14 protein-coding genes and 1 tRNA gene are annotated in these 14,643 nt (G+C 63.4%); 6 read left to right on the top strand and 9 right to left on the bottom strand.

Features of this window, described 5'->3' with window-relative positions; genetic code table 11:
- Positions 1 to 19: 19 nt before the first annotated feature.
- Positions 20 to 94, top strand: a tRNA-Val gene (locus MU558_RS00680).
- A gap of 459 nt (positions 95 to 553) precedes the next feature.
- Here MU558_RS00680 and MU558_RS00675 read toward each other — a convergent pair.
- The 5 genes from MU558_RS00675 to MU558_RS00655 form a co-directional block, all read right to left on the bottom strand.
- Complete coding sequence (locus MU558_RS00675; RefSeq protein WP_246971042.1) at positions 554 to 982, bottom strand: universal stress protein; 429 nt, start codon at positions 980 to 982, stop codon at positions 554 to 556.
- Positions 983 to 1,081: 99 nt separating this feature from the next.
- Entirely contained in the window at positions 1,082 to 1,711 is a 630-nt protein-coding gene (locus MU558_RS00670; RefSeq protein WP_246971040.1) for a hypothetical protein, read from the bottom strand.
- Positions 1,708 to 2,556, bottom strand: coding sequence for a YihY/virulence factor BrkB family protein (locus tag MU558_RS00665; protein WP_246971037.1), 849 nt, complete (start codon positions 2,554 to 2,556; stop codon positions 1,708 to 1,710). Before MU558_RS00665 ends, MU558_RS00670 begins: the two co-directional genes overlap by 4 nt.
- A 105-nt stretch (positions 2,557 to 2,661) precedes the next feature.
- Positions 2,662 to 3,411, bottom strand: coding sequence for a CAP domain-containing protein (locus MU558_RS00660; RefSeq protein WP_246971035.1), 750 nt, complete (start codon positions 3,409 to 3,411; stop codon positions 2,662 to 2,664).
- Between the two features lie 30 nt (positions 3,412 to 3,441).
- Positions 3,442 to 3,774, bottom strand: a complete 333-nt coding sequence (locus MU558_RS00655; RefSeq protein WP_246971033.1) for a lycopene cyclase domain-containing protein — start codon at positions 3,772 to 3,774, stop codon at positions 3,442 to 3,444.
- 99 nt (positions 3,775 to 3,873) lie between these two features.
- Here MU558_RS00655 and MU558_RS00650 point away from each other — a divergent pair, with 99 nt between their 5' ends.
- The gene (locus MU558_RS00650) at positions 3,874 to 5,028 is read left to right on the top strand and encodes a CBS domain-containing protein (protein ID WP_246971031.1); all 1,155 of its coding nucleotides are present in this window, start codon (positions 3,874 to 3,876) and stop codon (positions 5,026 to 5,028) included.
- An 8-nt stretch (positions 5,029 to 5,036) separates the two neighbouring features.
- Here MU558_RS00650 and MU558_RS00645 read toward each other — a convergent pair whose 3' ends face one another.
- The gene (locus tag MU558_RS00645) at positions 5,037 to 6,572 is read right to left on the bottom strand and encodes an HTTM domain-containing protein (protein WP_246971029.1); all 1,536 of its coding nucleotides are present in this window, start codon (positions 6,570 to 6,572) and stop codon (positions 5,037 to 5,039) included.
- Positions 6,573 to 6,724: 152 nt separating this feature from the next.
- On the opposite strand from MU558_RS00645, the gene MU558_RS00640 reads away from it, so the two are divergent.
- Positions 6,725 to 7,141, top strand: a complete 417-nt coding sequence (locus tag MU558_RS00640; protein ID WP_246971027.1) for a thiol-disulfide oxidoreductase DCC family protein — start codon at positions 6,725 to 6,727, stop codon at positions 7,139 to 7,141.
- A 3-nt stretch (positions 7,142 to 7,144) separates the two neighbouring features.
- On the opposite strand, the gene radB is transcribed toward MU558_RS00640, so the two are convergent.
- Complete coding sequence (radB, locus tag MU558_RS00635; RefSeq protein ID WP_246971025.1) at positions 7,145 to 7,846, bottom strand: DNA repair and recombination protein RadB; 702 nt, start codon at positions 7,844 to 7,846, stop codon at positions 7,145 to 7,147.
- Positions 7,847 to 7,935: 89 nt separating this feature from the next.
- Here radB and MU558_RS00630 point away from each other — a divergent pair, with 89 nt between their 5' ends.
- Positions 7,936 to 8,676: a hypothetical protein gene (locus MU558_RS00630; protein ID WP_246971023.1), complete on the top strand. Its 741-nt coding sequence runs from the start codon at positions 7,936 to 7,938 to the stop codon at positions 8,674 to 8,676.
- A gap of 126 nt (positions 8,677 to 8,802) precedes the next feature.
- Here MU558_RS00630 and MU558_RS00625 read toward each other — a convergent pair whose 3' ends face one another.
- Positions 8,803 to 10,437, bottom strand: a complete 1,635-nt coding sequence (locus MU558_RS00625; protein WP_246971021.1) for a hypothetical protein — start codon at positions 10,435 to 10,437, stop codon at positions 8,803 to 8,805.
- A 689-nt stretch (positions 10,438 to 11,126) separates the two neighbouring features.
- On the opposite strand from MU558_RS00625, the gene MU558_RS00620 reads away from it, so the two are divergent.
- A complete protein-coding gene (locus MU558_RS00620) occupies positions 11,127 to 11,549 on the top strand; it encodes a hypothetical protein (RefSeq protein ID WP_246971018.1) in 423 nt (140 codons plus the stop codon).
- Between the two features lie 676 nt (positions 11,550 to 12,225).
- A complete protein-coding gene (locus MU558_RS00615) occupies positions 12,226 to 12,927 on the top strand; it encodes a hypothetical protein (RefSeq protein ID WP_246971016.1) in 702 nt (233 codons plus the stop codon).
- A gap of 189 nt (positions 12,928 to 13,116) precedes the next feature.
- Here MU558_RS00615 and larC read toward each other — a convergent pair whose 3' ends face one another.
- Positions 13,117 to 14,514 (bottom strand): nickel pincer cofactor biosynthesis protein LarC, encoded by a 1,398-nt coding sequence (larC, locus tag MU558_RS00610; protein WP_246971013.1) that lies wholly within the window; start codon positions 14,512 to 14,514, stop codon positions 13,117 to 13,119.
- Positions 14,515 to 14,643: the final 129 nt, after the last annotated feature.

The following is a 14,643-nucleotide window of genomic DNA, read 5'->3' as shown; positions in this document are numbered from 1 at the left end:
GGAACGAACGCAGCCAGACGGGTTGGTGGTCTAGTCTGGTTATGACACCTCCTTGACATGGAGGAGGCCGGCAGTTCAAATCTGCCCCAACCCACTACTTCTGTCTCGAGCAAATTCGCGAGCGACGGTATCGTGACGTGGGGCTGATTTGAATCAGGGAGCAGCTTGCTGCGACCGTGGTTCAAATCTGCCCCAACCCATTTTTGACGACGCAACGACGACGAGCGCAGCGAGGCGTCCGCGTCGTCAAAAATGGTTATGGCAATTTGAACTAGACCGAGGTTCTGCGAGCGAAGCGAGCAGGTTCTCGGGCGTGGTTCAAATCTGCCCCAACCCACTACTTCTGTCTCGAGCCAATCCACGGTCGACACGTGTGGATCGTTTCGACGACACGACGACGAGCGACTGAGATCGAGCGAGTCGCCGGTCACGAGCGGACGATCACCAGGGGCGCTCGAAATCCGCGTGCGCTCGTACGGACTACTGTACGTCAGTTCCGGTGCAACCGCGACCGTCCTGCGGTTGCACCGGGAAATCGGTACAGCAGACCGTCTCACACCGTGAACACTGGCCGTTCGGTCGTCCGAAGCACCCGATCGGCGACGCTGCCGATGTGTGGCGTCTCCGCCTGCCCTTCGCCGTGTTTGCCCATCACGACGAGGTCGGCGTCGATCGTCTCCGCCAGGCCGACGATCTCCTCGTGTGGCGTTCCGCGCCTGCAGTGGACGTCGGCAGTCAGACCGCGGTCTCGAGCGCGGTCTGCGAGCTCCTCGAGCCGTTCGATGGCCTGGTCTTCGGCCTCCTCGAGTGCGAGTTCGTAACTCGAGATCGCTGGCGTGTCGCCGTAGCGCGTCCTGTCGAGGACGTAGACGAAGTGGACGTCGGCGGCGTTGTTGGCCGCGAGTTCGAGACCGTGGTCGACGCCCCGCTCGGCTGGGGGGCTCCAGTCCGTCGGAACGAGTACGACGTCGTACTGTGTCATGCGGCCTATCCTACGTTCGCAACCCTCGAGAAATGGTTAGGAGATTATCAGCTACTGGGAACGAACGGCGAGCCCGTCTCCCCGGGTCCGACAGTCGCCTCACGAGAAGAAGCGTCGAATCCGGCCGAGTAACCCACCGTCGTCTTCGTCTTCGTCTTCATCTTCGTCTTCGTCGACGCTATCGTCTCCGGCTGCCGGATTGCTCTCGCTCGGTTCTGGTCCCTCGTCCTCGAGCGTGCCGGCGAGTGGGCCGTCCGTCTCGTCGCCGTCTGTGAGGTCGTCGATCGAGAGGTCGATCTCACCGACGTCGGGCGTCGGTTCGCGACCCTCGCCGGCTTCGGCTGCACGGACGTCCGACCCGGTGACGGTCCCGCTCTCGACGCGAGCGGCGAGTCCGTCGTCGGTCGTCGGCTCGGTCTCGTCGTCGCTCGAGTCTGCGCCGTTGGCATCGTCACCTCCTCGAGTGTCGGCGTCGTCCCCAGCCGGAGCGGCGCGCGTCGCCTCGTCGTCGGCCGAGTCGCTGTCGTCTTCAGCGTCCTGATCGTCGGTAGCAGGTGGCCCCTGCGACCGCGTCGAGTCGAGCGACTCGAGGATGTCGTCGACGCTCTGGTCCGAGACGACGCGGCGCGGTCCGCCGCCGGGGGCGTTGACGTCGCCCGCGTCGTCGGCTGCCGACTCGCCTTCGCTCTCGTGGGTCTCCTCCGTCGCGTCGGATCGCTCCTCGCTCATTGGTCAGGCCTGTCAGCCGAGTCGTTATAACGTTTCTCGGTTCGATCCGACCGAGGCGACTCCGGTGCGGCGACGTCCGGTCTCGAGACGACGACGTTGACGACGGCACCGACGAGGATCAGGATGCCCGCGAAGTAAAGCCACGTGACGAAGAGCAAGACGACTCCGACCGCGCCGTAGGCCGCGTAGCGAGCCGCGTTCGCGGCGTAGACCTGGAATCCGACCTGGAGGATCGTCCACCCGATGGCGGCAACGGCCGCACCCGGGACGATCTCGACGAAGCGAACGCTGACCGGGGGGAGAACGTAGTAGATCGGGAGAAACGCGAAAAAGAGGCCGAGAACCAGCGCGAGCCAGCTGAGGGTGCCGACGAAGGGGATCTCCCGGGCGACGATGCCGAGTACCACGCCGATGACGATCATCAGCACGAGCGCCCCGCCGATGGCGACGATGACCACGATTCCGTCGCGAACCTCCTCGAGGAACGAAACCTCGCCGGCGGTTCCGTACACCTCGTCGAACGCCTTGCTCAGTCCGCGGAAGACTTTCAACGCACCCCAGGTGGCGACGAGGAGGGCGACGAGTGACGCCTCCGCGCGTCCAGCTTCGGTCGTCAGCGCGTCGGTGACGAGTTCGTCGCCGGCCGCTGGCAGGAGGTCGCCCGCGGCCGTGATCAGGCGCTCGGCGAGCGCTTCGCCGCCGAGTAGCGAGCCGAGGACGAACGCGAGCAAGACCAGCGGGATCAGCGAGACGAACGCGTAGTAGGCGAACCCGGCGGCGAGAAAGGTCACGTCGCGGTCGCTTGCAGTTCGATAGATCGACGTGAGTGCCTGCCGGAGCTCCATACGTTACCTTCGACCTCGTGTGCAAAGAGCGTTCGAGTTGCCGTCGTATCTTCTCGTCGAGCGCTTCGGCCCGATCGGGGAGGCTGCTTGCGTCCCGGCCATCGGTCATCCAAACGGCGACGACGACGTCTGACAGAAGTTGTGCGTCGCGAATACCTGTCCGTCGTCGGCCAGATAGACGCCGACGCCGCCGCGGTCCCAGGACTCCTCGAGAATCGCCCTTCGGTGCGGTGGCGAGTTCATCCACTGCTCGACGAGCCCTTCGGCGAGCGCCTCGGGGGTCTCGTATGTGGTGGTACTCCCGTCGGGATGTCTGACCTTGCGATCGACCCACGTCATCGCGATGTTCTCGCCGTAGCCACGGCAGTAGCCGCCGACGTCGTTGAACCGGTCCATCGGATTCTCGCCGTCGGGGTTCGTGTGGTTGAAATACGACCGGTCGGCCATGTCGACGCTATGAGCCCGCGAGACCGACGCGACGGTGCCGTCCCACTCGATCGGCTCGAGTCCGTGTTCGGTCCGACGTTCGTTGACCTTCTGGTGGACGAAGTCCTCGACGACGTCCGACGTGACCGTTCCGGCAGTCGCGTCGTACGTCGACCTGCTCGGATCGTCCGGATCGACCAGTTCAGGGTTGCGATCGCCGGCCGGCGGCGGTTCTTCGAACGTGACCGGCGACGTCCGCTCTTCGAGTTCGTCGACGACGTACGGGGCGGCGACGACAGCCCCGAGTGCGAGTGCCGTGACGAGGATGGCGGCGACGAGAACGCGGAAAATGCCGAGGATCGCGCGGTCCGGGCCGCGGGCGTCACTCGTGGGTGGTCGGTGGCGGCCGGCACGACGAGGACCTGCCATTCACCGATACGTTCGATCTCACCGAATAAGTCACTCCCGTCCAGTCGCACTCGATGAGAGCCCTCGATCTCCGAAAATGTTCTCGTGAAATCCGACGACGAGTCCCGGGACGACGGCCATGAAGAGGTGCTCCTCGAGCGGGATGCCGGCGATCTCGATTCCCGTCCGGAGGTCGATCGAGAAGACGCCGACTTCGAGGGTGTAGCGGTCCCACAGGTAGGCGACGGGATACAGAGCGAGGATCGTGACGGCGGCCCGCCGCACGGCGTCGGCACGTCGCAACAGCGCGAGGGCGATCGCTCCCCAGAACAGTTCGGTTGCGAGGTAGGTGTACCGTCCGAACACGTCGATGTCAGGTGCCATGGGGTCCGTTCCACCTCGTGTGAGAAAAAAGCGACCGACGAGGCGGCGAGTGCGGGCGGTACGTTGAATACCGTCGCGAGAGTAGCCCCGGCCAGAACGATGGATATCGCTGACATCGCCACTACGGAGTACATCGAAGTCGACGTCGGGACGCGAATGGGGAAGGTCCGTTCGACGTTCGAGAACGGAAATCCCAAGGGACTTATCGTCACGAACGACGGGGAGTACGAAGGCGTGCTCAGCGAACGTGAGGTGCTCCAGTCCCACGTCGAGGACGACGCCAAGGTGGCGGCGCTCACGAAACCGAGCCGGAACGATCCGGTTCCACAACTCGACCGACACGAGGACGTCCGCGACGCCGCGCGAAAACTCGTCGAGGGGAACGCTCGAGTCGCACCCGTCTTCGAGAACGACCAGCTCTGGGGAGTCGTGAGCGGCGACGGCATCCTCGAGGCCGTCCTCGAGAACCTGGACGCAATCACTGTCGCGGACGTCTACACCGACGACCCCGTCACGCTCGGGGAGGACGACGGCATCGGAAAGGCGATCAACTACCTGCGCGAACACGGCATCTCCCGGCTCCCGGTGGTAAACGAGAACGGCTATCTCACCGGCGTCGTCACGACCCACGACATCGCGGACTTCGTCATCAGGGAGAACGATTCGACCACGACCGGCGACCGCGTTGGCGACACCCAGCGGATGCTCGACGTGCCCGTCTACGACATCATGAACAGCCCGGTCGAGACGACCTCGCTCGAGGCGACCGCCCGCGAGGCCGTCGAGCAGATGCTCGAGAGCGACTACGGCGGACTGGTCGTCACGGGCGACGACGACCGCACTATCGACGGCGTCATCACCAAGACCGACGTCCTGCGTGCGCTCACCTACACGGAGCGAGAGCACATGGACGTCCAGATCACGAACGTCTCGCTGCTCGATACGATTTCCCGGGAGTCGATCGTCCAGAGCATCGAGGACGTCTCGGACAAGTACGCCGAGATGCAGGTGTTCCACGCCCACGTCCGCTTCCACGAACACAAGGAGAAACTGCGCGGAACCCCACTGATCGCGTGTCAGATCCGCCTGCGAACCAGTAAGGGTCAGGTCGCCGGCTCCGGCGAGGGATACGGCGCCGAGAACGCTTTCCGGGTCGCCCTCGACAAACTCGAGCGAAACGTCCTCGAACTCAAGGGCGTCCAGAGCGACGAGGAGTACCGCGGACAGCTCCTGCGGAAGCTAAACGAGCTGTAGTCGCGACGCTACCGGTCGTCGGGAGCGGTCTCGACGTCGGCACACTCGTGTTCGTGTAGCTCGACGTCGTAGACCGGTTCGGTCTCGTTGTACGGTTCCGACGGCTGTCTCATATAGTAGAGCGTCAGGTTCTCCACGTTCGTTTCGTGCTGGCGGTTCCAGCGGTCACAGAGATAGTCACTGAAGTACTCCCGGTGGTTCTCGTTGTCACCCGACCACACGTTCGAGAGGTACTTGCGCCAGCGGGACGTCGGATACGTCTTCTCGACGCTCGGTGGCCGGTCCCAGTCGACCTGCGACCCGTGGTAGGCGTCGACTTCGGATCCGTTTTCCAGCCGCGCCGGAACGACGTACCAGCCGTCCGTCTGTAGCGGCTCGGGCGCGAACATCTGCCAGTGTTGCTCCATCTTGGTGGCATCGAGGGCTGTCTCTCCGTGATCCGGAACCTGGGTGTAGCCCACCGACTGGGCACTCGAGAGGACGACGAGCACGAGGAAGACGTAGGGGAGGATCGTCGAAAACAGGACGCGCCCACGAGCGAGCCGCGAAGAAAGCGTTGGCGTGGAGACGTCCGGAACGACGGCCTCGAGTCGCTCGAGTCGGCGTCGGAGGGCGTCAGTGAGACCGAACCGAGACGCTAAGGCCGAGAGGCCGTCCCAGACGACGGGTGGGTAGAACGGGACGAGTCCGGCGACGACCACGAGCGGGAACAGGTCGATCCGGAGCGTGAGGAGCATTCCGAGATGCATCCCGACGAAAAGCGAGGCGAGCACCGCACGACGGACGCCGGTCAGCAAGACGAGCAGCGGCGAGAGAACCAACAGTGCGATCCACAGGTGCGTGAACAGTTCGAGCAGCGCGTGGTACTCCTCGAGGTGGTTTCCCAGCAGGAACGTGAGTTTGTCGAGACTGAAGACGTAGACGACTGCCTCACCGTTTAGCCACATCTCTCCGCTGGTCTTGTGCACGGCGTTTGTCACGTACATGATGACCATCTGGAGCAACACCGCCATCGTCGCCACGTTGGCGACGGTCGATCGCTCTCGGGTGAGACGACGAGCGTCGATCGCCCACCGCTCGCCAAGCGGCAGGAAGATCGCCCAGAACAGGAGCACGCGCAACAGGACGTCGCCACCGTTGAGGACCATCGGGTTACGGACGTGAAGTGAGACGAGCAGCAGCCACGAGACGAGCGTCGCGACCCTCGTCCGGTAGCCGACGACCATGGCGAGGGCGAACGCGCCCGCGACGAGAAAGAGCAACACCTGCACCCACGCCTCGCCAGAGACGGCGTGAAGCGAGTAGACGTCAGAGTAATCGGAGAACAGTGCCGATCGTGGCAAGACGCCGGCGTCGGTGTAGAACGCGGTGAGGTGCCGTGCTCGCCTCGCGAGATCGGCGAGCAACAGCGTCCCGAGGGCGATCCTGAACGCCGCGAGTGCGCGCAGATCGACCTCGACCCGTCGAGCGAGTCCGTCCGAGAGGGTATCGAGTCCGCTAACAAGCAAGTTTCGCGCGTGTGTGAGGTGTGTCCGTCGATCCATCGTTGGTCTGGAGGGGCTCCGTCCGCAGCCGTTCGCGTCAAAAATAGATACTCTTTCTGTAGACTGAAACGCTCGTTTCACCTTGCACCTGCTGGCCAACACCTGTCCGACCGGAACGCTCAACTGCGGACCGTCCGAACGTCTGATACTCGATGAGCGCGGAGATCACCGAGGACGGTCCGATCGTCCTCTTCGACGGCGTTTGCAACCTCTGTCAGGGCGTCGTACAGTTCATCGTGCCACGGGATCCGGACGGAACCTTTCGCTTCGCGTCCCTGCAGTCCGACGTCGGCCAGAAACTGCTCGAGCGGTACGGCCTCCCGACCGACGAACTCGAGTCGATCGTCCTGATCGAGGGCGAGGATTGCTACGTGAAGTCCGCGGCTGTCGTTCGAATTGCTCGCCATCTCGGCGGCGCGTACGCGCTGCTCTCGCCGTTTCGGTTCGTCCCACGCCCGATCCGTGACTGGGCGTACGACTTCGTGGCCGACCACCGATACCAGTGGTTCGGCAAGAAAGATCGCTGCATGATGCCGACGGGTGACGTTCAGTCGCGATTTCTCGAGTGACGCCTAGACGCCGGCACCGTCGCCGCTCCCGACGAGTCCCGTCTCCGTGATCTGGAACTGCACCGACTCGCCGGCGGGTTTCGAGCGGTGTTTCTCGAGCGTCGCCCGCCGGTTGCCACCCCGGAACCGTTCGATCCGGACGACGGCACCGGTCCAGTGTTCTAACGTGTTTCCACCCAGCGGGCGCGTCCGATCCGCGTCCGGGTCGGCGAACACCTGGTTGGTGACGACGACGGCCAGATCGTGTTTTCGCGCGAGCGAGAGGAGGTGCGTGATCTGCCGGGTGACCTGTCTGAGGGCGTCGCCCTCGGTCGCGTCGGCGGCCCGCTCGAGGCGGTAGAACCCGGTCGCACTGTCGAGAACGATCAAATCCGCCCGCTCGGCGAACTCCTCGGCGTCGCGAACGGCCTCCGCCTGCTCCTCGAAATCGAGTGCGTCCTCGAGGACGATCCGCGAGGCGACGGTTTCGACGTCGTCGGTCCGCGCCGAGAGCAGTTGCTCGAACCGATCGACCGAGACACCTTCGGTGTCGATGTAGACGGCCGTACCGCCGGCGGCGGCCGCCTCGATCGCGCCGCTGAGGGCGAGATTCGTCTTGCCCGAGGCGGGCGGGCCGTACAGTTGCGTCACGGTGCCGCGTTCGAACCCGCCGCCGAGCAACTCGTCGACCGGCGGACAGCCGGTCGAAATCGCCTCGTCGTTCACAGTCGACGGTGGGCGACAGGCGGCCAAAAAGGCCCCGGAACCGGACCCGACGGAACACGCTTATTCACTCCGCGCGCGAAGCCTCGACTGTGATCGTCGTCGCGACGGAAGATTTCGAGGTCTACCACGGCGTCGTCAGCGAGCTTCGCGACCGTGGCGTGACCTTCACGACGATCGAACCCGACGACGACCTTCCCGACCGGACAGCCGTCGTCGTCACCGACGAGGGCCACGCCGACGCGTTCGCGACCGTTCCGACCGTCGTCGCCGAACCGGACGAGCCGAGACGCGCCGTCGACGGGGCCCTGGCCGCACTCCGGGGTACTGGCGGTCGAACCGTCGTCGGCGTCGACCCCGGACGGAAACCGGGTATCGCCGTGCTGGCCGGCGACGTCGTCGTCGCGGCGTTCCAGGTGCCACTCGCCGACGCCGTCGACGTGATCGAACGCGAGGTCGCGGACGCGCCCGACCCCGTCGTCAGGATCGGCGACGGCGCGCGCCTCCAGGGTTCGCAACTGGTCAACGACCTCGAGGACGTCCGGGTCGAAGTCGTCGACGAAACCGGCACCACGCCCTACCTCGGTACCGGCACGCGCGGGATGGGCGACGTCCTGGCGGCGGTCAACATCGCCCGTCTCGAGGGGGAGGTCGTCGACACGCGCGAGGTCGAACCGACGGCCGGCGAGTTGCAGGTGATCAAGGATCGCTCCCGCGAGCGAAGCGAGACCAACCGGGCGATCGACGAGGTGCTCGCACGCCGCGTCGCGACGGGCGAGTTGACGATCGAGGAGGCGCTGTCGGAACATCGAGGCGACGGCGAGAACCAGTAAGGGCGACTCGAGGCGTCGTCACTGCTTCCGAGAGTCGCGACAGCTTCCGCTCCTCGTGTGTGACGTATCGAAAGAAATCTTCGCAGTCACGCCCTCGAATCTCGAGGGTGTGCGACGAAATCGGTGCTAGCAGACCTGGAAGTTCGCCGCCTGGGCGGAGGCGAACTGGACGTTCTCGTTCGCCTGCATGCTCACTTGCGCTGCGCCAGCGTTACCGCCGTCGTCGGCGACCGCGATCGCGGCGCTCTGTTCGTTCAGGTTCTGTTGTCTGATGAACTGGACCTGCTCGACGACTGCAGACACGCTCTGATCGACTTCCTGGGTCTGTTCGCTATTCGTGTCGTAGTCGAAGGACACGAGCTGGTCGCCAGTTCCATCGTTCCCGTCGATCGTGACCGCCGTCTGGTCAGAGTAGACGAGACCCTCCTGGGCGTAGCCGCCACCCAGGTAGGCGTTGACCGCCTCGGAGTAGCCGATCTGCGTGTTGATATTCTCCTGGTAGGAGATCTGAACAGCAGTCGCGTCGCTTCCGTTCGTCGCGATCGCGATAGCGCTATTCTGAAGGTTGACGTTGACCTGCGTGGCGTTCTGGTACTGGGTGACCCGCGCCTCGGCCACCTGTTCACCGCCATCGACGTCGTGGCCCTTCTCTTTCTTCTTTTGTTTCTTCTCGTCGTTTCCACCGTCTTTCTCTTCGCCGAACGTCGTAACCGGGCTGCCGCCGTCACCGCCGGCAGTCGCCGTGTTCATGCCGGCCATCGCGCTCAGCACGTTCACCGCTTGCGCGGTGCCGTACTGTAGGTTGACGTTGGTCTGCTCGGTGAGCTGGACGGCCGTTGCCGTGCTGTTCTCACCGATCGCGATGGCGACCGCGTAGCTCTGTTCGTTGATGTTGGTCTGCTCGACGTCCTGGTCCTGGTAGACGCCGGACGCGGCGTCGGCGGACACCTGATCGCTGGCTTTGGCGTAGCCCGCGTACACGTTGGACGCGTTCGCAGCACCTTCCTGGCGGTTCTCGTTGTACTGCGTCGTCTGCTGGAAGGTGGTCGCGTTACTGCCGTTCTCGGCGATCGCGAGCGACACGCTCTGTTCGTTGTAGTTCAGCTGGCCGGCGTCCTGGCCCTGTGCGACGGATGCCCAGGCTTTCTGGGAAACCGCCTTCCCTTTCTTGTCGGCGACGACCCAGCCGTCGAACGTCGGCGCGCTGCCTTCACCCATGACGAGGTAGACGTTGCCGACGTTCTCGAAGTTGAACTCCTGTGGGTCGAGCGCGACGTTCGCTGCCGACGCTTCACCGGTCTGCTGGTTGACGTTCGACTGTGTCGCCTCCTGAATCGCCTCCGCCTCTCCGCCGTCGATGGAGATGGCAGTCGCGTTGTCCTGGACGTTGATGTTGACCTGCTGGACGTCCTGGTACTGGACGACGTCCGCGCTGGCCCCTGCCGACGATGCCTCGCCCTCTTGCCGGTTGACGTTCTCCTGCGACGACGAGGTCGCGACGATTCCGTCACTAGACGCGTGCGCTTCTACGTACTCTTCGATGGACGTCCCGTTGAGGTCCGCGCCAAAGACCAGATAGAGATCTTCGCCGTCCTCGAGTGCCTGGACGGGACTTCTGACCTGGTCTTCGGTCACCTCGAGGTCGCCCTCGCTTGGCTGCTCTTGGTCCTCTTCGACCCCGGCCGCCGGCGCGGCCGCGACCATCGAGACGACGAGCATCGCGACGACGAGAACTGTCGTAATCCGTGACCGTGCTGTCATTCTGTGTGTTCCGATTTCTTTGAAATGCCCTGTGAGGGTCTTTTGTTTCTAGGTCTGTGCACTGCGAACCATCGTATCCGGATGAATGACTTTGTTATCTGTACGTTGTCGTAGAGAAGAAGGAGGCTACCAGCACCGAAGTCACTCCCTTACGGGCCCAGATTCGGGCCGTTCCCCGATGTCCTCGGTGATCGACGGCCGCCGATAGGCCCACGATAGCGATAGCGTGGTCTAAATGGACCGAGAGCGTCCACAACAGTCATCTCGATGTGACTCCCTCGGTGACGGCACAATCGCGAGTAGCTGTTAGTTCACTCGAGTAACTGTTGCGTAGGGGAAAGTAGGAGTTGGATAGGAGTGCGTGTTTCGGGTAGCGAGGCCATAGACCGCCCGTAAAATCGAGATTCGGTCGTCCATCGTTGTCGTAATCTCAACCCAGTTTTGGTATGGTGGTCACGATCGACCGATTGTCTGTAATTTCGAATATCAGTCGAAACAGTGCGGTCAAACTCGAGATATCGGCTGAAACCGTGGTTTGGGTTCATATGAACCACCGGTGAGAGCCTCGACCGGGAGACGCGCCACGAACGGCGGGTGAATCGCGGATGAAGACGACCAGCGGCAGCCATCCGCGACGAACCGTGTCCCGTCCGACCGCACGTGCGCGTCCACCCGGACAACCAAAAACCATGAAACGACACACAGTACTGACGCTCGTAGTCGTCGGAAGCCTGCTGCTTGTTGGCTTCGCCGGAACGGCGGCTGCAGGCGCTGACGGAGATACATCGGATGGCGACCACGCAGTTGCAACCGTCGATCAGGATCAGGACGTGAAACAGGGGAACATCGTCGTACAGAACGCTGACCAGGATGCCGAGCAGGAATCCACTGGACTCGAGGTCGACGTCGATATAAGTGAGGATGACAACAACAACGGCCAAACTTCTGCTGCGGGGACCTCGAGTCTCCTGGATCCGAACGATGGCGACGGATTTAACCTCGAAATCGGCACCACTGGTGACCAGACGGTGAACCAGAACGTCACCCAGAACGCCGATGCGTCGAACAGGAACAGCCAGACCGGCACCGCGACGGCTGTCAACCTCGGCTGAACCGATTTCCCCGATCGATTAGCGATTTTATTTTTTGCCGTCTGATCGGTCCCCGAACTATCGCTGAGTAACACGAATTGATAGCTTGACTCGCCAATCGACGTTACCTCGAGACGCCGTCGAGTGGCGTCGTCGGACCGTCCTCGAGCGGTGTAGCCAGCCCCTCGAGTCGGAAGGCACTCGTTGACGTGGTGTGATGTGTCCGCCTTGAGGTAATGACTGACACGGCTACTGCGTCGACGACGAATCACCCGTTCGGTTCGTCTCTCACCGACTCGACGTGAGACGCGTGTAGCAACGGTCTATACGCTGACAGAGATGTTATAATTACAGTGATATAATCCACAGAAGCGATTGAATGTCTGTAATCTGGGACAATTCCCGAATCAATACGCCGACAGAGACCGTATAATTCCAGTAACTGAACAGTATGAAACTATCGAACGTCTGTAATTTCGGATGGTAATAGGGATTGAATAATATAGTTAGTGGATATCAGTTTGAACGGTGTTCAGCCTTCATATGGCCTGCTACGGTCGATTTCGACCGGGAAACGCGCACGCGACGCAGGGTGCAGAGACACGATCGGCAAATTACGCGCGGTGATCTTCGCCGATCCGCGTTCCATCGAATCACCTGCCGAGTGCGTGTGCGTTCACCCGGACAAACAAGAACTATGAAAAGGTCAATCACAGTGCTACTGACGCTCGCGCTCGTCGGCAGCATGGTGTTCGCAGGTTTCGCCGGCACAGCTGCCGCAGGTGGCGACAAGCACAAGACTGGCGACGGCGACAAGCGGTCGTCAGCGGCTGGCGTCTCGCAGTCCCAGGAGGTAACGCAGGCGAACACGATCGAACAGAACGCGAATCAAATCGGTGTCCAGAACGCATTCGGCGATCTCGTGGATGGCGATAACGGCGATAACGGCAACGGAGCGCCGTTCGAGGGAACGGTCCTAAACTGTGACTACCCTGACGGCGCGGCGATTAGCAACATCCAGTTCTACGATACGGATGGCGACCTCCTCGTGAAATTCGAGTGGAACGGGAACGAGTTCGTTCCAGAAGGTGGCGACGATATGGGCGTTACGATTACCGACGTCCAATTCAAAGAACCGAACGAACCGAATCAGGCCAGTTGGACGTCTGAAGAGCCAATCTCGGAGGTTATAGTCAAAGCAGGCACTGACGAGTGTACGTTCCCGGGTGATACGTCCGCTGACGGCGACGGAGATGGCGACGGCGACGGCGACGGCACCACCGGCGACCAGACGCTCGACCAGACGATCGAGCAGAACGCTGACGCCTCGAACGTCAACGAGCAGAACGCCGACGCGACGTCCACGGCCGGCGACCTGACCACGCTCATCTTCGGCTGAGACGGTCGCTTCCCGACCAATTGGAACACCTCTTTTTATTTGGTATCGGCCTCGAGTCGACGGAACGACGCCGATAGCCGACCGGTCGTCACGCGACGCGAGGAGTGCCGTCTCGAGCAGCGGCCACGTAACAGCCGACAGGGTCGTACTCGAGTCACCGATCGTCTGCCTCGAGCAGACCTCGAGGAATCACTCCGCCGTACGATCGGAACGGACGGTCGCCTCTGCTCGCTCCGCTACGACTCGAGTCGGCAATCCGGTCTCTCGTGCGACGGCTGCCGCGTCGTCGTACTCTGCGCTCACGTCGTATATCGTGCCGTCGGCGTCACTCGCCACTTTCACCGTCACCTCGTGGGTCTCGCCGTCGACCTCGAGGTCGACCGTCTCGAACGCCCGGTCGGCGATCCAGCGGGAGGTCACGCCGGTATCGCGAACGCCCAGAGTGCCCGTCTCTTCGGCGAGTCTCCGGGCGACGCGCTCGCTGTCTTCGGGTTTGCAGATCACCTTCACGAGGTGGCCGGGGCGGGACTTCTTCATCGTCGCCGGGAGGATCGAGACGTCTCGTGCGCCCGCGCCCGCGAGAGATTCTTGCAGGCCGCCCAGCACCTCCGGGGTCGCGTCGTCGACGTTCGTCTCGAGGACGGTGATCTCGTCGCGGATCAGCTCGCCTTCGGCCTCGCCGACGAGCGCCCGGAGGACGTTCGGGTGCGGATCGAGGTCGTAGCCGCCCGCGCCGTAGCCCGACGACTCGAGGTCGATCGCGGGCAGGGAGTCGACGCCGTCGGCGACGTGCCCGAGGATCGCCGCGCCCGTGGGTGTGAGCAGTTCGGCCTCGACGGGGCCGCCCTGGAGCGACCAGTCCGCGCGTTCGGCGATCTCGACGACCGCCGGCGTCGGGACGGGGTACTCGCCGTGGCTCATCGTCGCCGTGCCGCCGCCGGTCGACAGCGGCGTCGTCACGACGCGCTCGGGTTCGAGGTCCTCGAGCAACAGCGCCGCGCCGACGACGTCCGCGATGGCGTCGTCCGCGCCGACCTCGTGGAAGTGGGTCTCCTCGAGGTCGGTGCCGTGGACGCTGGCTTCGGCCTCGCCGAGCAGTTCGAAGATCGCGAGGGCGTCGCGTTCGACCGACGCGGGGAGGTCCATTCCGGCGACGATGTCGACGACCTCGCGATAGCTGCGGTGGGGGCCATGCCCTTCGGCGTGGACGTGGTCGTGCTCGTCGTCGCCGTGGTCGTGGTGGTGATGGTGGTCCCCGTCGTGCTCGTCGCCGGCTTCGTCGTGATGGTGATGGTCGTGATCGCCGCCGTGATGGTGGTGTGCGTGACCGCCATCGTCACCGTGCTGGCGCTCGTGGTGTCTCTCGCCGTGTGCGTGCTCGTCATCGCCGCTCTCCTCGTCGGTCAGCAGGACGTCGACGGTCGTCGACGTGATCCCGCACTTGGTCGTCGTCCCGATCCGGTACTCGAGGTCCAGTGCATCTTCGACCGGCTCGAGTGCGTTGGGATCGCCGCCGGCCGCGAGCAACGCGGCGAGGATCATGTCGCCACTCGCCCCCATCCGTCCGTCGAACGCCAGTAGTCGCATGGTTCCACTGGGGTAAGCAGTGCCAAAAACCCACCTCTGTCCAGCGAAAACACACCGACATCGGCCGGGGTCGGTACTTCTATGTACTTCCGTCCCTGACCTCTATGTGACAGTGACTAGCACGGGACT

The organism is Natribaculum luteum, from assembly GCF_023008545.1.
Lineage (GTDB): Archaea > Halobacteriota > Halobacteria > Halobacteriales > Natrialbaceae > Natribaculum > Natribaculum luteum.
Note: the sequence above shows the minus strand (reverse complement) of the source record. Positions and strands in the feature narration are given on the sequence as shown.